The sequence below is a fragment of the Aeromonas dhakensis genome (assembly GCF_000820305.1).
GTDB lineage: Bacteria > Pseudomonadota > Gammaproteobacteria > Enterobacterales > Aeromonadaceae > Aeromonas > Aeromonas dhakensis.
Genome location: NZ_CDBH01000064.1, coordinates 17,107 through 35,356, shown reverse-complemented (window position 1 = coordinate 35,356; position 18,250 = coordinate 17,107). Strand labels below are relative to the sequence as shown.

Sequence of the window (18,250 nt, the reverse complement as noted above, 5' to 3'; positions counted from 1 at the left end):
TAAGCCTGCTTTATCAAGCCAAATACGGGCTGTCCTAAATTTTGCAGTAAAATACATAACAAACGTCTCCAGTGGACGCGCCAAAGGCGCGCGCAGCTAATGTGAAGCGTTAAGTCTCTGCTACATAACGCAAGCAATATATGACGGTGTTGAATCAATAGGAACAACTGGGGACGCTATTGCGCCCCCAGTCCTTTGAGTACCAGCTGCCGCCCCTCTGGCGTCAGCGAGCCCATCAAGCTCAGCACCAGCTGGTTGGTGGTCTTGGCCGAGGGACTTAAGGTATGGGCGAACGACAAGGTGGCCACCCAGCTGTGACCACATTCTGCATCGGTGCACTGGCAGTAGAGATCCGAGACATCATCGCTCAGTCGGTTGGTCTGAGTAATGCGGCCCCGCTGGCTATACACGTTGCAATAAACCCGCATTACGCCCCCTTTTCTATCCAAATCAACAACCTATCTTGCCACAGCAAACGCTGAGGCCTGCAATCCGACCTATTACACTGCCGTCATCTGACCTGAACACGATCGTGAGTCCAGCTACGGCACAGGCGCTCAAGACCGAAGAGGTCGATGCCTTTTCTTGTTTATCCCTGCCTGTCAGAGCGCATTGCGGCGCGGCCCGAACGGCAGGCGCCAGCGAAACAGGCTGTTGAGGGTGGCGCGCCACTGGTTGGGGCGTCCCAGGATCTGCTTTTGCAACCGGGTCTCTTCTTTGAGCATCGCCTCGTCGCTGCGGGCCCAGGCCTGGTTGTAGAGCTGCTTGATCCCCGCCAGCGCGTCCGGCGACTTGGTGATGAGGGTCTTCGCGAACTCCCGCGCCTGGGCCAGCGGATCGTCGCAGACCCGGCTCACCAGCCCGAGAGACTTGGCCTCCGGCGCCGCCAGCTCGCGCCCGCTCATGGCCAGCTCCATGGCGGTATCCACCCCCATCAGGTTGCGCAGGGTGACGCTGCCGCTCATGTCGGGGATGATGCCCCACTTGATCTCCATCACCGAGAAGCGGCAATCGGGGGTGCTGAAGCGAAAGTCGGCGCCCAGCGCAATCTGCAGCCCGCCGCCAAAGCAGACCCCTTGGGTCACGGCGATTACCGGCACCGGCAGTTGATGCCAGCCATAGGCCACCCGCTGGGCCAGGTTGGTGGCTTCGTCCGCCTCGCGTTTCAGGATCTCGAGCGCCGCCACCGGCTGCTTGAGCATGGATTTCACATCCAGCCCGGCGCAAAAGGCCCGCCCCTCCCCGTGCAGGATCACCGCCCGTAACCCCTTGTGCTGGCGCAGCTGCTCAAGTACCCCGTCGATGGCGCTGAACATGGCCCTGTCCAGCGCATTGAGCTTGTCGCCCCGCGCCAGCATCACCTCGGCGATGCCGTCCCGGATCTCGCATTTGACCCTTGGTTTTTCCATTTTCCCCTGTCCTCTCCTGAGCTCACACTGGTCATACCACCACGTTATCAGAGTGTTATCGCTAGGTACAGCGAGGAGCCCGGTTTCCCATCGCTACGGCGCGTGCGACTAAAGTCGGCTGGCCGGCAGCACGCCGCTTTGTCAGACTGATTTGACGCCACCGGCCAAGGATTGCCATGACCACTCTGTTCAACTTTGCCCGTCCGCCGTTTGAGTGCCTGAGCGAGCCTGAGCGCCAACAACTGGGGCAGGCCCTCTCCATCTGCTACTTTCGCGCCGGCCAGCCGGTGTTAAAGGCCGGCGACGCCCCGCCCGGCCTCTACCTCGTCATCAAAGGGGCGGTGGAGGAGTCGACCGCCCACCATCAGTTTGGCGACTACGGCGAGGGGGACATGTTCGACGTGCGCGCCCAGTTCGACGGCCACTGTCGCCACCAGTTCAACGCGCTGGAAGATCTGCTCTGCCAGCTGATCCCCCGCGATACCTTCCTGGCCTTGTGTGAAGGCAACGACACCTTCGCCCGCTACTTCACCGCCAGCCTGGCACAGCGGCAGCAGCTGCAGGAGCAGCGCGCCCAGTTGGGTCAGAAGAATCTGGCGGAGTTCATCCTGACCCGCATCGAACCCGGCCATCTGCAGCCGCCGCTCATCGTCGACAGCCGCCTGTCGCTCCTGGCCGCCACCGAAGCCATGGTGGCCAGGGGCACCGACTGCCTGCTCTACCCCGCCACGGACGGCAGCCTGAGCCTGGCGACCCGCAAGACCCTGCTGCACGCCCTGACCCTCAAGGGCTTACCGCTGACGGCGCCGCTGGCGGTGCTGACCCCCACCCCGCTGATCGGCCTGCCACTTGACAGCTATCTGTTCGATGCCCTGTTGCTGATGACCCGCCACCGCATCAAGCGGCTGGTTGTCTGGCAGGGACAGGAGGTGGCGGGGATCCTACACCTGACCCAGGTGCTCGGCCTCTTCTCCACCCACTCCCACGTGCTGACCCTGCGCATCGCCCGTGCCGACACTCTGCCAGCACTGGAAGCGGTGGCCCGTGAACAGCAGCAGCTGACCCGCTCCCTGTTCGCCCAGGGGATCCACACCGCCTTCTTGATGAAGCTCATCGCCACCATCAACGAGCAGCTGATCGCCAAGGCCTTCGCGCTGGTGATCCCGCCCGAGGTGCAGGAGCGGGTCTGCCTGCTGATGCTGGGCTCGGAGGGGCGCGGCGAGCAGATCCTCAAAACCGATCAGGACAATGCCCTGATCCTGCCCGCCGACCTGTCCTGGCCCACCCAACAGGCGGATCTGGCCGCCTTCAGCGAGCTGCTGGCCAGGCTCGGCTACCCACCCTGCCCCGGCCGGGTGATGGTCAACAACCCCGCCTGGGTCAAACCCCTCGACGGCTGGCTGCAGAAGATCGAGCGGGCCTGTGTCGAAGCCAGGGAAGAGGATCTGCTCTGGCTGGCCACCCTGGCCGACGCCCACCCCATCGCCGGCGATCGCGCCCTCCTTCCCCCCGTTGCCCGCAAGTTGCGCGAGCAGCTGGCCGAGCGGGGAGATCTGCTGGCGGAGATGGTGCGACCGGCGGTCGCCTTTCACACCCCCCTCACCCTGTTTGGCCGGCTGGAACGGGCACCGGAGGGGCTGGATCTGAAACGTGGCGGCCTCTTCCCGCTGGTGCACGGCATCCGCATGCTGGCGCTGGAAGCTACCATCCTGGAGACCTCCACCCTGGGGCGGATCGAGGCGCTGGTGACGGCAGAGCGGCTCAGCGCCAGCTTTGGCGCCGATCTGGCGGAGGCGTTCAGACTGTTCGTGCGGCTCAGGTTGCGCAGCCAGCTCAAGGAGGGGGAGAGCCGGGTGCAGGTCAATGATCTCAGCCATGGCGAGCGGGACCTGCTGCGCCAGGCGCTGCATCAGGTGAAGAAATTCCAGCAGTGGCTCACCTTGCACTTTCGTCTGAGACAATAGCGTGTTGAGCCGCCTGCGTCGTCACTGGCTTGGCCGCCGCTTTCACACCTCGGCGTTCGCGCCGCTCTTTGCCGCCCCCCCGGCCGACGAGTGGGTGGCCCTCGACTTCGAGACCACCAGCCTGGATCCCGACCGGGCCGAGATCGTCGCCATCGGGGCGGTGCGCATTCGGGGCAACCGGCTGCTGACCGGTGAAGCGCTCTCCCTGCGGGTGTTGCCACCCGACAACCTCACCGCCGAGTCGGTGGTGATCCACGGTCTGCGCCATCAGGATCTGCAACAGGGCATGCCGCTGGAAGCCGCGCTGCATCAGCTGCTTGCCTTCATCGGCCCCCGTGAACTGGTGGGGTATCACATCGCCTATGATCTGCGCATCCTCAACCTGGCCTGCCGCAAGTTGTGGGGGCTGACCCTGGTGCAGCGGGGCATAGAAGTGAGCCGGCTTTACCACGATCAGCTCTATCGCCGCTATCCTGAGGCCGTCATCGATCTTCATCTCGCGGCGATCTGCCGCCATCTGGCGCTTCCCCCCCTGCCCGCCCACGACGCCCTCAGCGACGCCATCACCGCGGGCCTCATCTTCCTGCGCTTGCATCAGGGCGGGCCACTGGCTTATCCCAAAGTCTAATTGTCCACAAATAACATTTGATTCACATTTTGGTTACATGGGCGGCTTAGGCTGCCCGGTAGGGAACTCCCTCATCCACCGCTGACACTCAACGTCATGGAGCACTGCAATGGAACAGCAACCGTATCTTCGGATCCAGCAAGATCCCAACTTCCAGGCGCTGGTCGCCAAGCGCCAGCGCTTCGCCTGGACCCTCTCCATCCTGATGCTGGGGCTCTACCTGGCGTTCATCCTGCTCATCGCCTTTGCCCCCGGCTGGCTTGGCACCCCCTTGAGCGAAGGATCTTCCGTCACCCGCGGCATCCCGGTCGGAATAGGTCTCATCCTGTCCGCCTTCGTGCTGACCGGTGTCTACGTGTTTCGGGCCAACGGCGAGTTTGACGAACTGAACCAGAAGATCCTCAAGGGAGTGAAATCATGAAAGGCAAGTTTCTGCTGCTGCCGGCCCTGCTGGCATCGTTCCCCCTGATGGCAGCCGATGCGCTGACCGGCGAAGTGCATCGCCAGCCCCTCAACATCCCGGCCATCATCATGTTCGTGGTCTTCGTGGCGGCGACCCTGTTCATCACCTACTGGGCCTCCAAGCGCAACCGCTCGGCTGCCGACTACTACGCCGCCGGCGGGCGCATCACCGGCTTCCAGAACGGTCTGGCCATTGCCGGTGACTACATGTCTGCCGCCTCCTTCCTCGGCATCTCGGCGCTGGTCTACACCTCCGGCTACGACGGTCTCATCTACTCCATCGGCTTTCTGGTGGGCTGGCCCATCATCCTGTTCCTGATCGCCGAACGGCTGCGCAACCTCGGCAAGTACACCTTTGCCGACGTGGCCTCCTATCGCCTCAAGCAGACCGAGGTGCGCACCCTCTCCGCCAGCGGCTCGCTGGTGGTGGTCGCCCTCTACCTGATCGCCCAGATGGTCGGTGCCGGCAAGCTCATCGAGCTGCTGTTCGGCCTGCAATACCATGTGGCCGTGGTGCTGGTCGGCATTCTGATGGTGCTCTACGTACTGTTTGGCGGCATGCTGGCCACCACCTGGGTGCAGATCATCAAGGCGGTGATGCTGCTCTCCGGTGCCAGCTTCATGGCCATCATGGTGATGAAGTCGGTCAACTTCGACATCGGCACCCTGTTCAGTGAAGCGGTCAAGGTGCACGAGAAGGGCATTGCCATCATGAGCCCGGGCGGCCTGGTCGCCGATCCCATCTCCGCCATCTCGCTGGGTCTGGCCCTGATGTTCGGCACCGCCGGCCTGCCCCACATCCTGATGCGCTTCTTCACCGTGAGTGACGCCAAGGAAGCGCGCAAGAGCGTGTTCTATGCCACCGGCTTCATCGGCTACTTCTACATCCTCACCTTCATCATCGGCTTTGGCGCCATCCTGCTGGTCAGCACCAACCCCGACTTCAAGGATGCCACCGGCGCCCTGCTGGGCGGCACCAACATGGCGGCCATTCACCTGGCCGATGCGGTAGGTGGCAGCCTGTTCCTCGGCTTCATCTCCGCCGTGGCGTTTGCCACCATACTGGCGGTGGTGGCCGGGCTGACCCTGGCCGGTGCCTCTGCGGTCTCCCACGACCTCTACGCCAGCGTCATCAAGAAGGGCAAGGCCAACGAAGCCGACGAGCTGCGCGTCTCCAAGCTCACCACCATAGTGCTGGGTGTGGTTGCCATCGGGCTGGGGATCCTGTTCGAGAAGCAGAACATCGCCTTCATGGTGGGACTGGCCTTCTCCATCGCCGCCAGCTGCAACTTCCCGGTGCTGTTCCTCTCCATGTTCTGGTCACGCCTGACCACCCGCGGCGCCGTCTATGGCGGCTGGCTGGGGCTGGTGAGTGCAGTCAGCCTGATGATCCTGGGCCCGACCGTGTGGGTGAAGGTGCTGGGTCACGCCCAGGCCATCTTCCCCTACGAGTACCCCGCCCTCTTCTCAATGGGGCTGGCGTTTGTCGGGATCTGGTTCTTCTCGGTGACCGACAAGTCACAAAATGCCGCCGACGAGCACGCCAAGTTCTTCCCGCAGTTCGTCCGCTCCCAGACCGGACTTGGCGCCGCCAGCGCCAGCTCCCACTGAGCCTTCCATTGACAGTTGCAAGCCGGCCTCAGGGCCGGCTTTTTTCATGCCGACAGACAGCGGTCAGCGCCCGTTGCTATCGGATCGATACGGCCATGGCCGCCAGGGTGCGCGAGTGCCCAGCACCACCATCCAAATCCCCCCTGCAATAGACCCGGATCACAGTTCTTGCTAAAACTTTCGGGGGATCTGTGCCATAATGCGCGCCATTTGACAGATCAACCGGGACATTCCAGTGCTTTCAAGCAACAACATCACCATGCAGTTCGGCGCCAAGCCGCTGTTTGAGAACATCAGCGTCAAGTTTGGCGGCGGCAACCGCTACGGCCTCATCGGCGCCAACGGCTGTGGCAAGTCCACCTTCATGAAGATCCTCGGCGGCGATCTGGAGCCCACTGGCGGTAATGTGAGCCTGGACGTCAACGAGCGGATCGGTAAGCTGCGTCAGGATCAGTTCGCCTACGAAGAGATGCGCGTACTGGACGTGGTCATGATGGGTCACACCGAGCTGTGGGCCGCCATCGCCGAGCGCGACGCCATCTATGCCAACCTGGAAGCGACCGACGACGACTACATGAAGGCCGCCGAGCTGGAAGGCCTGGTCGCCGAGTATGACGGCTATACCGCCGAAGCGCGCGCAGGCGAGCTGTTGCTGGGTGCCGGCATTCCCATCGAGCAGCACAACGGCCCGATGAGCGAAGTGGCACCGGGCTGGAAACTGCGGGTGCTGCTGGCACAGGCGCTGTTCTCCAACCCCGATATCCTGCTGCTGGACGAACCGACCAACAACCTGGACATCAACACCATTCGCTGGCTGGAACAGGTGCTCAACGATCGCGAGAGCACCATGATCATCATCTCTCACGACCGCCACTTCCTGAACTCCGTCTGCACCCACATGGCGGATCTGGACTACGGCGAGCTGCGCGTCTACCCGGGCAACTACGACGAGTACATGACCGCCGCTACCCAGGCCCGTGAGCGCCTGCTGGCCGACAACGCCAAGAAGAAGGCCCAGATCGCCGATCTGCAATCCTTCGTGTCGCGTTTCAGCGCCAACGCCTCCAAGTCCAGCCAGGCCACCTCTCGCCTCAAGCAGATCGACAAGATCAAGATTGAGGAAGTGAAGGTCTCCAGCCGTCAGAACCCCTTCATCCGCTTCGAGCAGGAGAAGAAGCTCTACCGCAACATCCTGGAGATCGAAGGCGTTTCCAAGGGTTATGGCGACGGCCCCCTGTTCAAGGGGCTCAACATGATGCTGGAAGTGGGTGAGAAGGTCGCCATTCTGGGTACCAACGGTATCGGTAAATCCACCCTGATCAAGACCCTCGTTGGGGCTCTGGCACCGGATACCGGCACCATCAAGTGGTCCGAAAACGCCCAGATCGGCTACTACGCCCAGGATCACGCCGAGGACTTCGACACCGACCTCAATGTGTTCGACTGGATGGCCCAGTGGAAACAGGAGAACGAAGATGAGCAGGCCGTACGCTCCGTGCTGGGCCGCCTGCTGTTCTCTCAGGACGATATCAAGAAGCCGGTCAAGGTGCTCTCCGGTGGTGAACAGGGCCGCATGCTGTTCGGCAAGCTGATGATGCAGCGCCCCAACATCCTGATCATGGATGAACCGACCAACCACCTGGACATGGAATCTATCGAATCCTTGAACCTGGCGCTGGAGATGTACAAGGGCACCCTGATCTTCGTCTCCCATGACCGTGAGTTCGTCTCCTCCCTGGCGACCCGCATCCTGGAGCTGACCGAGAACGGCATCCGCGATTTCGGCGGCACCTACGAGGATTACCTGCGTACCCAGGGCGTAGTGTAACCCCCCAGCCCGCACATCCCGTCAATGAAAACCGGCACCTGAGTGCCGGTTTTTTTATGCCTGTTGGCAAGGCTACCTGCCTTGGAATGCAGACCAGAAGAGCCAAGGGTTTGGCTCCCGCTGCTTATCTTCGGCCAGGCAGCTTATTTCAGTCAGAAGGGGCAGCACATCCCGCCCCTTCTGCCGCGTACAGATAAAAAACGGCCCCATCAAGGGGCCGTTCTCATATCGACTGGGATTGGTTCGACTTATTCGACCGTGGCTTCCACGTCGGTGAAGTACTCAATCTTGGCAGACTTGCGCAGCTCGTCGATGAGAGACTTGTAGCTCACCTGAGCCTTGCCCTGACCCAGCTGGCCTTGCAGCAGCTTGGCCATGCCGGACGGCTCCTTGGCGACGGTCACCTTGTCCAGGGCCACCACCACGCGGTCGCCATTGGCTTCGGTCACCAGCTCGACGCTCGGCTTGCCATCGACCGGATGAGGCATGCGGAAGGCCTGTGCCACTAGGTTCTGATCCAGATCCTGGGCGAAACGGGCGACGCCATCGTGGCTCTCCACCTTCAGACCCAGTGCAGTCAGCTCGGGCTGGATGTTCTCACCGGCCTTGAGCTTGTCCAGCAGACCCTGCGCCTTGCCACGGGCCACTTCACTGGCCTTGTCGTGCTTGATGGCGGCAATCACCTGCTCTTTCACCTCCGCCAGCGGCTTGGCCGCTTTCGGCTGGTGACCGGTGATGTGCATCACCAGCGCCTTGCCGTCAGCCAGTTCGATCACGTCGGAGTTGGTGTTGTCATCGCGCAGCTGCTCGGAGAAGGCCGCAGAGAGCGCCTTGGGATCATTGAGCGGTGCCGGGGCATCAGCCTGGCTGAAGTAACCGGTGGACTGCACCTTGAGGCCCATGGTCTCGGCGGTCAAGTCCAGCGAGTCCGGGTTCTCGAAGCTGCTGTCGGCCATCTTCTGCTGCTCGGCAAAGAACAGCTCCTTGGCCTTGTCGCTCTGCAGACGGCTGATGGTCTCTGCCTTCACATCGGCAAACGGCTTGGTCTGGGCAGGTTCAACCCCCAGCAGCTTGATGACGTGGAAGCCGAACGGGCTCTTGACGACGGCGGAGAGATCGCCGGCCTTGGCCAGGGCAAATGCCGCCTTCTCGAACGCCGGATCCATCACCCCTTTCTCGAACCAGTCCAGCTCGCCGCCCTTCTTGGCGGAGAAGGTATCGGAGGAGTCGGCCTTGGCCAGCGCGGCGAAGTCCTCGCCCGCCTTGGCTTTCGCCAGTACGGCTTCAGCCTTCTGCTCGGCGGCTTTCTCGTCCTTGCCAAACGGGATCAGGATATGAGCCACGTGGCGACGCTCGGCACGCTGGAACAGATCCTGGTGCTGATCGTAGTAGTCCTGGGCATCCTGTTCGCTCACCTTGACGTCTTTGCCAAGGGTGGCAGCGTCCAGCAGCAGATAGTCGACCTTGACCTGCTCGTCGTTCATGAAGCGGTTGCTGTTGGCCTTGTAGTACTGCTCCACCTCTTCATCGGAGACTTTTACGTCACCCAGATAAGCGGAGGCGGCCAGGCGCACCAGACGCAGATCGCGAGTCTGGTTGTAGAGCTTGTCCAGTTGCTCGGCTTCACCCTTGAGCGCAAATTCGGTGCCCAGCAGGGCGCCCATCAGTTGCTGACGCACCATGTCCTGGCGCAGGGAGTCACGGAACATCTCGGGGGTCATGCCGGCACGGCGGATCAGCTGCAGGTAGCGATCGTTGTTGAACTTGCCCTCTTCGGCAAACTCGGGCATGGCGACGATGGCCTGCTTGATCTGCTCATCGCTGACCCGCAGACCCAGTTCACGGGCCTTGCTGTCAAACAGGGCCTGATCGATCAGTCTGTCCAGTACGCCGCGGCGGAACTGTTTCATGTAATCGGGATTGGCGGCCAGCTGATTGAAGGACTCCCCCATTTGGGACTCCATGCGGGCGCGCTCGTTGCGGTAGGCATTTTCCAGTGCCGCGGCAGTGATATCCGTGCCGTTGACGGTGGCGGGGGCGGTACGGGCCGGACCGTTCAGATAGCTACCTACACCGGCCAAGGCAAAGGAGAGGATGATCAGGCCCAAGATAACCTTGGCCACCTTGCCCTGCGCCCCTTCGCGTAGTTTATCCAACATCATGTTTGTACTTATGCTCCCGAACTCGATGGGCGTAAATAATGAAAAGGCGCACCGATTGCGATGCGCCTTGGTCAATCAGTATGAGGGAGAGCCCTCTCACTTGTCTGGTCTGTGACCAAGGACGGTAGCCGATGTAGAATCAGCGCCCGGCTTAGTTGACCGCGTCTTTCAGGGCCTTACCGGCTTTGAAGGCAGGAACTTTACCAGCGGCGATTTCGATGGTCGCGCCAGTTTGCGGGTTACGGCCAGAACGGGCAGCACGTTCGCGCACGGCGAAAGTACCGAAACCAACCAGCGCAACCTGGTCACCCTCTTTCAGAGCTTCACCGACGGCGTCAATGAAAGCATCCAGCGCACGGCCAGCAGCGGCTTTGGAGATATCAGCACCGTCTGCAATCTTGTCAATCAGTTGAGATTTATTCACTCTTATATTCCCCTTTTATCGAACATCGCTGCGGCGCCGATTTCCCTGGCCACAACAAGTGGAGGTTTTATAGCAAGCCTCCTGATCAGTTGCAAGTGACAATCTGGCGCAAACCCGCGCCACATCACGCCTTGCGACTCATCATGAGTTCCCGATCGGTGGTCAAGGCTACTTCCGTTATCCGGAGCATGCAAGCCTTAACCACCGCCAGAATGCGCCAAATTTGCGGCGCATCAACATTTATACGACAGAAACGCGCTCAAACCCTTGCGGATTGTCCTGCAACGCCAGTTCCAGTACCTCGTCAATCCAGCGAACCGGATGAATTTCAAGGTCTTGTTTGACGTTGTCCGGGATCTCCTCGAGGTCCCGCTCGTTCTCTTTCGGGATCAGCACACGCTTGATGCCACCACGATGAGCCGCCAGCAGCTTCTCTTTGAGACCGCCGATGGGCAGCACTTCGCCGCGCAAGGTGATCTCCCCCGTCATGGCCACATCAGCACGAACCGGATTACCGGTCAAGCTGGAGACCAGGGCGGTACACATGGCGATACCGGCGCTAGGACCATCTTTGGGGGTGGCCCCTTCCGGTACGTGCACGTGGATGTCGCGCTTCTCGTAGAAGTCCGCATTGATGCGCAGCTTCTCGGCACGGGCCCGCACCACCGTCATGGCCGCCTGGATGGACTCCTGCATCACGTCACCGAGGGAGCCTGTATAGGTGAGCTTGCCCTTGCCCGGCATGTTGGTGGTCTCGATGGTGAGCAGATCGCCCCCCACTTCGGTCCACGCCAGACCACAGACCTGACCCACCTGGTTCTGGTCGGTCGCCTTGCCGTAGTCGAAACGCTGCACCCCGAGGAACTCCTTGAGGTTGGCCTGATTGACCTGAACATGCTTGATGCTCTTGTCCAGCAGGATGCGCTTGACCGCTTTGCGACAAATCTTGGAGATCTCGCGCTCCAGGCTACGCACCCCCGCCTCGCGGGTGTAGTAGCGGATCACCCCGACCAGGGCGGAATCCTCGATGGTGATCTCGGACTCTTTCAGGCCGTTGCGCTGGATCTGCTTGGAGACCAGGTGCTGCTTGGCGATGTTGAGCTTCTCGTCTTCGGTGTAACCGGACAGACGGATCACTTCCATCCGGTCCAGCAGTGGACCCGGGATGTTCATGGAGTTGGAGGTGGCCACGAACATCACGTCCGACAGGTCATAATCCACTTCCAGGTAGTGATCGTTGAAGCTGTTGTTCTGCTCGGGATCCAGCACTTCCAGCAGGGCGGAGGCGGGATCGCCTCGCATGTCCGAGCTCATCTTGTCGATCTCGTCGAGCAGGAACAGCGGGTTCTTCACGCCGACTTTGGCCATCTTCTGGATGAGCTTGCCGGGCATGGAGCCGATGTAGGTACGACGGTGACCGCGGATCTCCGCCTCGTCACGCACGCCGCCGAGCGCCATACGTACATATTTGCGACCGGTGGCCTTGGCGATGGACTGACCGAGCGAGGTCTTGCCCACACCGGGAGGCCCAACCAGGCAGAGGATGGGGCCCTTGAGCTTGTTCACCCGCGCCTGCACCGCCAGATACTCGAGGATGCGATCCTTGACCTTCTCCAGGCCATAGTGATCGGCATCCAGCACCTCTTGCGCCTTGCCCAGGTCTTTCTTGACCTTGGAGCGCGCCTTCCACGGCACCTGCACCATCCAGTCGACGTAGCTACGCACCACGGTGGCTTCCGCCGACATGGGGGACATCATCTTCAGCTTGGCAAGCTCGGCTTGCGCCTTCTCACGGGCATCTTCCGGCATGCCGGCCTCTTCAATCTTGCGATTGAGAGCCTCGAACTCATCCGGGCTGTCTTCCAGCTCACCCAGCTCTTTCTGGATGGCCTTCATCTGCTCGTTGAGATAGTACTCGCGCTGGCTCTTCTCCATCTGCTTCTTGACCCGGGAGCGGATGCGCTTCTCGACCTGCAGCAGGTCGATCTCCGACTCCATCATGGCCATCAGAAACTCGATGCGCTCGGACACGGAGGCGATTTCCAGCACCTTCTGCTTGTCTTCGAGCTTGAGCGGCATGTGGGCAGCCATGGTATCGGCCAGGCGCGCCGCGTCGTCGATCGCCGAAATCGAGGTGAGCACCTCGGGCGGGATCTTCTTGTTGAGCTTGATGTAACCTTCAAACTGACCTATGGCAGAACGTACCAGCACGTCCTGGTCCTTCTCGTCGATCGCCTTGGAGGCGATGTACTGCGCCTCGCCAACGAAGAAGTCCCGGTCGTCGATCATCCGCTCAAGACGGGCACGCTGGCCCCCTTCCACCAGCACCTTGACGGTGCCGTCGGGCAGCTTGAGCATCTGCAGAATATTGGCCACTGTCCCGACGGAGAAGATCTCCTCCACCGTCGGCTCATCGGTTGACGCATCCTTCTGGGCCACCAGCAGAACTTTCTTGTCCTGCTCCATGGCCGCTTCCAGACAGCGAATGGATTTTTCCCGCCCCACAAAGAGTGGAATGACCATGTGGGGATAAACCACCACGTCACGAAGAGGCAGGACGGGAATCTCGATGCGTTCTGAACGCTCTAGGTTCATATATGTCCTCTCGGCTTGTTATACCGTTGGCAAAGCGCTTGGCTGAGTATATGGGGGCGCTTAGATGAGATTCAATCGCCGAAACCGCAAAAAGCATGAAAGGGGCAAAAAGCCCCTTTCATTTGATTAAAAATCAGACATTTACTCTGATGCGGCGGCCTGGGTCTCGGGATTTTCGTAGATCATCAAGGGCGCGGAGTCCCCCTTGATCACGGTCTCGTCGATCACCACCTTGCTGACACCGTCCAGCGACGGCAGGTCATACATGGTATCCAGCAGCACGGCTTCCACGATGGAACGCAGACCGCGAGCGCCGGTTTTGCGCTCCATCGCCTTGCGGGCAATGGCGTTCAAGGCGTCGTCACGGAACTCCAGCTCCACCCCTTCCAGATCGAACAGCGCGGCATACTGCTTGGTCAGCGCGTTCTTCGGCTCTTTCAGGATCTGGATGAGGGCAGCCTCGTCCAGCTCGGTCAGGGTCGCGACCACCGGCAGACGACCGATGAACTCGGGGATCAGACCGTATTTGATCAGATCTTCCGGCTCCACCTTGGCAAAGCTCTCGCTCAGGGTCGCCTTGGCGCTCTTGGACTTGACCTCGGCACCAAAGCCGATGCCGGTGCCCTTGACGGAGCGCTGCTCGATCACCTTGTCCAGGCCGGCGAAGGCGCCACCACAGATGAACAGGATCTTGGAGGTATCGACCTGCAAGAACTCCTGCTGCGGGTGCTTGCGACCACCTTGCGGCGGCACGGAAGCGATGGTCCCTTCGATCAGCTTGAGCAGGGCCTGCTGCACCCCTTCCCCGGAGACATCGCGGGTGATGGAGGGGTTGTCCGACTTGCGGGAGATCTTGTCGATCTCGTCGATGTAGACGATGCCACGCTGGGCCTTCTCCACGTCGTAGTCGCACTTTTGCAGCAGCTTCTGGATGATGTTCTCCACGTCCTCGCCCACGTAACCGGCTTCGGTCAGGGTGGTGGCATCGGCCATGGTGAACGGCACATCCAGCAGACGGGCCAGGGTTTCGGCCAGCAGGGTCTTGCCGCTGCCGGTCGGACCGATCAGCAGGATGTTGGATTTGCCCAGCTCCACACCACCGGACTCGCTGCCGCTGCGCAGCCGCTTGTAGTGGTTGTAGACGGCCACCGCCAGCACCTTCTTGGCGTACTCCTGCCCGATCACATAGTCATCCAGATGAGCGCGGATTTCATGAGGGGTCGGCAGCTCGCTACCATCGCGCTTGGGCGAGATCTCGCGGATCTCCTCGCGGATGATGTCGTTGCACAGCTCGACGCACTCATCACATATGTAGACGGAAGGGCCAGCGATCAGCTTGCGCACTTCATGCTGGCTTTTGCCGCAAAAAGAGCAGTAGAGCAGCTTATCACCCTCACCCTTGCGTTTTTCTGTCATTCAGCAACCTCGTTTTATCAATAGAGGATGGATTGTCCTGTTGAGTTTACAACAGTCCGGAACACCCTGCCCATGCCTGATCTGCCGATTGAGGGCATCACCAAATCAGATGATGTCCTCAATGATGGTACGGGCTAGCTCGTGGCTCAGCCGCGGCGGCTCAGGACACCATCAACCAGACCATAGGCCACGGCCTGCTCGGCGGACATGAAGTTGTCACGGTCGGTGTCACGCTCGATGGTGGCCATGTCCTGTCCGGTATGGAAGGCAAGACGCTCGTTCAGGGTATTCTTGATCTTCAGGATCTCCTGGGCGTGGATCTGGATATCAGATGCCTGGCCCTGGAAACCGCCAAGCGGCTGGTGGATCATCACCCGGGCATTGGGCAGGCAGAAACGCTTGCCCTTGGCACCACCGGCCAGCAGGAAGGCGCCCATGGAGCAGGCCTGCCCCATGCACACAGTGCTGACGTCCGGCTTGATGAACTGCATGGTGTCATAAATGGACATACCGGCCGTGACGGCCCCACCCGGAGAGTTGATGTAGATGCTGATGTCCTGATCCGGATTTTCGGACTCCAGGAACAGCAGCTGAGCCACCACCAGATTCGCCATGTGATCTTCAACCTGACCGGTCAGGAAGATCACCCGCTCCTTCAGCAGACGAGAATAGATGTCGTAGGAACGCTCCCCTTTCGCGGTTTGCTCTACCACCATCGGGATGAGCGCATTGCGTGGGGATTCAGTCACATCGTTATAGTTCTTGTACATAAGGCATTGTCCCTAAAATAAAATGGCCCGAGTGGAGATCACACGAGCCATTATACTTAACAGTCTTGACCTTAAGTCAAATGTTCTTAGGCAGCGGCACCGGACTTGTTGATCACTTCGTCAAATGCAACTTCTTTCTCGGTCACCTGGGCCTTGGAGAGGATCAGGTCGATGGCTTGATCTTCTACCGCCAGGTTGCGAACGCCGTTCAGCATCTGCTCGTTCTTCTGGTAGTACTCGATCACTTCCTTCGGATCTTCGTAGGCAGTGGCCATGGATTCGATGATGCTGTTGACGCGGGCGTCGTCAGCCTTGATCTCGTTGGTACGGATCACGTCACCCAGCAGCAGACCAACGCGTACGCGACGCTCGGCCTGGGCCTGGAACAGCTCGGCCGGCAGTTCAGGTGCGTTGCCGCCCTGGAAGCCGCCGAAACGCTGCAGTGCCTGCTGACGCAGGGCATCGATTTCCTGAGCAACGGCAGCCTTCGGCAGATCGATCTGGTTGGCTTCAACCAGGCCGTTCAGCACCTGCTCTTTCACGCTGTTTTTCAGGGCTTGAGCCAGTTCACGCTCCATGTTCTTGCGCACTTCGGCTTTCAGCTCTTCAACGCTGCCGCTCTCGATGCCGAAACGCTTGACGAACTCTTCGGTCAGCTCAGGCAGGATCTGCTCTTCCACCTTGTTCAGCTTGGAAGCGAACTTGGCAGCTTTGCCTTTCAGGTTTTCAGCGTGGTAGTCAGCCGGGAAGGTCACGTCGATGGTGAACTCGTCGCCTGCTTTCTTGCCCATGATGGCGTCTTCGAAGCCAGGGATCATGCGACCGGCACCCAGTACCAGGTTGAAGCCTTCGGCCTTGCCGCCGTCGAACTCTTCACCGTCGATGGAACCGACGAAGTCCATGGTCACACGCATGCCATCGGCAGCGGCGGCGTCCACTTCACTCCAGGTAGCGTGCTGCTTGCGCAGGGTGTCGATCATGTTGGCCAGATCTTCATCCTTCACGGTAGCAACCGGCTTCTCGACCTTGATGGTCTCCAGACCGGCAACTTCGAACTCCGGATACACTTCGAAAGTGGCGGTGAATTCGAAATCCTGACCCTCTTTGATCTCTTTCGGATCCATGGTCGGGGCACCGGCCGGGCTCAGTTTGTTGTCGATGATGGCCTTGATGAAGTTGCTCTGCATCATTTCGTCAGCAACGCGAGCATGAGCCATGGCGCCGAACATTTTCTTGATGATGGCAACCGGAGCCTTGCCAGGACGGAAACCGTCGATGCGACGGGTTTTGGCCAGGCCGTTCAATTCTTTGCGCACGGCGGCGTCAACGGTAGCGGCCGGTACGGTGATGGTAAGACGGCGTTCCAGACCCTGGGTTGTCTCTACAGAAACTTGCATTCTTCTACCTCGTTCAACTCAGCACTGCGTGCTGACCCTTTATTGCCCCTGGGCAAAGCCCGGAGTCTTCCTGTTTATAAAGACAACGACTGTCTTTGTGATGAGAAAATATGACGCGACATTATAGCGGCGCACTTTGATCGAGTCGAGCCACACGTCCCCAAACCGGGCTGGCAATGGCACAATTCGCGCAAAACTGCCCCTTATATGGGGAAAACCGAGCCCGACTTCAAGGATGCAGACTGCAAGAATTTGCACTTGCTCACCTTTTTTCGTGTAAGAGTCTACTTTTTCAGCTCATCAGCCGGCAGACCGGCCGCGGCGTGCAGGCTGCGACCCAAATTGTCCGCCCCGCCCCTTCAACCATTGCGTCCATGACCATCGCTCGTTATGGTGGCAGCCATCTTGATAAGTCTGGAGTCACCGACATGGCCTTTTTCCGCTTCTTGTTCAATCTGCTCTGGTTCGTACTGGGAGGCGTCTTCATGGGGCTGGCCTGGTGGCTGGCCGGACTGCTCTGTTTCATCTCCCTCATCGGCATCCCCTGGGGACGCGCCTGCTTCGTCATCGGCACCTTCACCTTCTTCCCGTTCGGCAAGCAGGCAGTCAACCGCAAGACCATGACGGGGCTGAGCGACATGGGCACCGGCACCATGGGGCTGATTGGCAACATCATCTGGTTCGTGCTGATCGGGATCTGGCTGGCCATCGGCCACATCGCCTCGGCGCTGGCCTGCTTCGTCACCATCGTTGGCATCCCGTTCGGCATTCAGCACCTCAAGCTGGCGCTCATCAGCCTAGCCCCCATCGGCCAGATGATCGTCACCAATCAGGAAGCCGAATCCGGTCGCTATATTCGTTAAGGGCGATGCCGCCGACCGCAAAAAAGGGCAGACTAGGGTCTGCCCTTTTTCATTGCCATCTTTGAGGTACCCCATGCTGCCCAGCCACTTCTTCGCCAATCTCGCCCGCATGAAGCTCATCTACCGCTGGCCGCTGATGCGCAACATCCAGCCCGAGAACATCGCCGAGCACAGCCTGCAGGTGGCCATGGTGGCCCACGCCCTCGGCCTCATCAAAAACCGGCTCTTTGGCGGCAGTGTGGATGCCGATCGCGCCGCCGTGATGGCCCTTTATCACGACAGCAGCGAGGTGCTGACCGGCGATCTGCCCACCCCGGTCAAGTACTTCAATCCCGAGATTGCCCGCGAATACAAGAAGATTGAGTTGGCGGCCGAGCAGCGCCTGCTGGGCATGTTGCCGCCTGAGCTGGTCGAGGATTTTCGCCCGCTGCTGGACTCAGGTGCCCAGGACGGCGAGCTGGCCAGGTTGGTGAAGGATGCCGACACCCTCTGCGCCTATACCAAGTGCCTGGAGGAGATCAACGCCGGCAACCGGGAGTTCGAGCCGGCGCGCAAGCGCCTCGAGCAGATGCTGGCCGCCCGGATGAGCGACGAGATGCGCTACTTCATCGACATCTTCGTGGCCAGCTTCTCCCTGCCGCTGGATGAACTCAACGCCCACTGAGCCAGCCAGCTCCCCTCAAAACAGCAGGACCCGCCGGTTTGCGCCGGTGGGTCCTTC

15 protein-coding genes are annotated in these 18,250 nt (G+C 60.5%); 7 read left to right on the top strand and 8 right to left on the bottom strand.

What is annotated here, in order from left to right; genetic code table 11:
- Nucleotides 1-176: 176 nt before the first annotated feature.
- Entirely contained in the window at nucleotides 177-428 is a 252-nt protein-coding gene (locus tag BN1143_RS18420) for an ogr/Delta-like zinc finger family protein (protein WP_042051648.1), read from the bottom strand.
- Between the two features lie 174 nt (nucleotides 429-602).
- Nucleotides 603-1,409, bottom strand: coding sequence for a crotonase/enoyl-CoA hydratase family protein (locus tag BN1143_RS18415; RefSeq protein ID WP_042051647.1), 807 nt, complete (start codon nucleotides 1,407-1,409; stop codon nucleotides 603-605).
- A gap of 176 nt (nucleotides 1,410-1,585) precedes the next feature.
- Here BN1143_RS18415 and BN1143_RS18410 point away from each other — a divergent pair, with 176 nt between their 5' ends.
- From BN1143_RS18410 to BN1143_RS18390, 5 genes are all read left to right on the top strand, one after another.
- Nucleotides 1,586-3,373: a putative nucleotidyltransferase substrate binding domain-containing protein gene (locus BN1143_RS18410; protein ID WP_042051646.1), complete on the top strand. Its 1,788-nt coding sequence runs from the start codon at nucleotides 1,586-1,588 to the stop codon at nucleotides 3,371-3,373.
- Between the two features lies 1 nt (nucleotide 3,374).
- The gene (locus BN1143_RS18405) at nucleotides 3,375-4,001 is read left to right on the top strand and encodes a 3'-5' exonuclease (protein ID WP_042051645.1); all 627 of its coding nucleotides are present in this window, start codon (nucleotides 3,375-3,377) and stop codon (nucleotides 3,999-4,001) included.
- Between the two features lie 109 nt (nucleotides 4,002-4,110).
- Nucleotides 4,111-4,422 (top strand): DUF485 domain-containing protein, encoded by a 312-nt coding sequence (locus tag BN1143_RS18400; RefSeq protein WP_010633800.1) that lies wholly within the window; start codon nucleotides 4,111-4,113, stop codon nucleotides 4,420-4,422.
- The gene (locus BN1143_RS18395) at nucleotides 4,419-6,074 is read left to right on the top strand and encodes a cation acetate symporter (RefSeq protein ID WP_042051644.1); all 1,656 of its coding nucleotides are present in this window, start codon (nucleotides 4,419-4,421) and stop codon (nucleotides 6,072-6,074) included. The genes BN1143_RS18400 and BN1143_RS18395 overlap by 4 nt, the downstream gene beginning before the upstream one ends.
- A gap of 235 nt (nucleotides 6,075-6,309) precedes the next feature.
- Nucleotides 6,310-7,902 (top strand): ABC-F family ATPase, encoded by a 1,593-nt coding sequence (locus BN1143_RS18390; RefSeq protein WP_010633798.1) that lies wholly within the window; start codon nucleotides 6,310-6,312, stop codon nucleotides 7,900-7,902.
- Nucleotides 7,903-8,150: 248 nt separating this feature from the next.
- Here the strand turns inward: BN1143_RS18390 and ppiD are convergent, their stop codons facing one another.
- From ppiD to tig, 6 genes are all read right to left on the bottom strand, one after another.
- A complete protein-coding gene (gene ppiD, locus BN1143_RS18385; protein WP_042051643.1) occupies nucleotides 8,151-10,064 on the bottom strand; it encodes a peptidylprolyl isomerase in 1,914 nt (637 codons plus the stop codon).
- A 151-nt stretch (nucleotides 10,065-10,215) separates the two neighbouring features.
- Nucleotides 10,216-10,488, bottom strand: a complete 273-nt coding sequence (gene hupB, locus BN1143_RS18380; protein WP_005315375.1) for a nucleoid-associated protein HU-beta — start codon at nucleotides 10,486-10,488, stop codon at nucleotides 10,216-10,218.
- A 240-nt stretch (nucleotides 10,489-10,728) separates the two neighbouring features.
- Entirely contained in the window at nucleotides 10,729-13,083 is a 2,355-nt protein-coding gene (gene lon / locus BN1143_RS18375; protein ID WP_005301522.1) for an endopeptidase La, read from the bottom strand.
- A 141-nt stretch (nucleotides 13,084-13,224) separates the two neighbouring features.
- Nucleotides 13,225-14,499, bottom strand: coding sequence for an ATP-dependent protease ATP-binding subunit ClpX (clpX, locus tag BN1143_RS18370; RefSeq protein WP_005301524.1), 1,275 nt, complete (start codon nucleotides 14,497-14,499; stop codon nucleotides 13,225-13,227).
- A 146-nt stretch (nucleotides 14,500-14,645) separates the two neighbouring features.
- Nucleotides 14,646-15,269 (bottom strand): ATP-dependent Clp endopeptidase proteolytic subunit ClpP, encoded by a 624-nt coding sequence (gene clpP / locus BN1143_RS18365; RefSeq protein ID WP_005301526.1) that lies wholly within the window; start codon nucleotides 15,267-15,269, stop codon nucleotides 14,646-14,648.
- Between the two features lie 86 nt (nucleotides 15,270-15,355).
- Complete coding sequence (gene tig, locus BN1143_RS18360; RefSeq protein WP_005301527.1) at nucleotides 15,356-16,666, bottom strand: trigger factor; 1,311 nt, start codon at nucleotides 16,664-16,666, stop codon at nucleotides 15,356-15,358.
- 428 nt (nucleotides 16,667-17,094) lie between these two features.
- Between tig and BN1143_RS18350 the strand changes: the two genes are divergently transcribed.
- Entirely contained in the window at nucleotides 17,095-17,529 is a 435-nt protein-coding gene (locus BN1143_RS18350) for a YccF domain-containing protein (RefSeq protein WP_017764310.1), read from the top strand.
- Between the two features lie 73 nt (nucleotides 17,530-17,602).
- Nucleotides 17,603-18,193, top strand: a complete 591-nt coding sequence (gene yfbR / locus BN1143_RS18345) for a 5'-deoxynucleotidase (RefSeq protein ID WP_010633794.1) — start codon at nucleotides 17,603-17,605, stop codon at nucleotides 18,191-18,193.
- Nucleotides 18,194-18,250 lie beyond the last annotated feature (57 nt).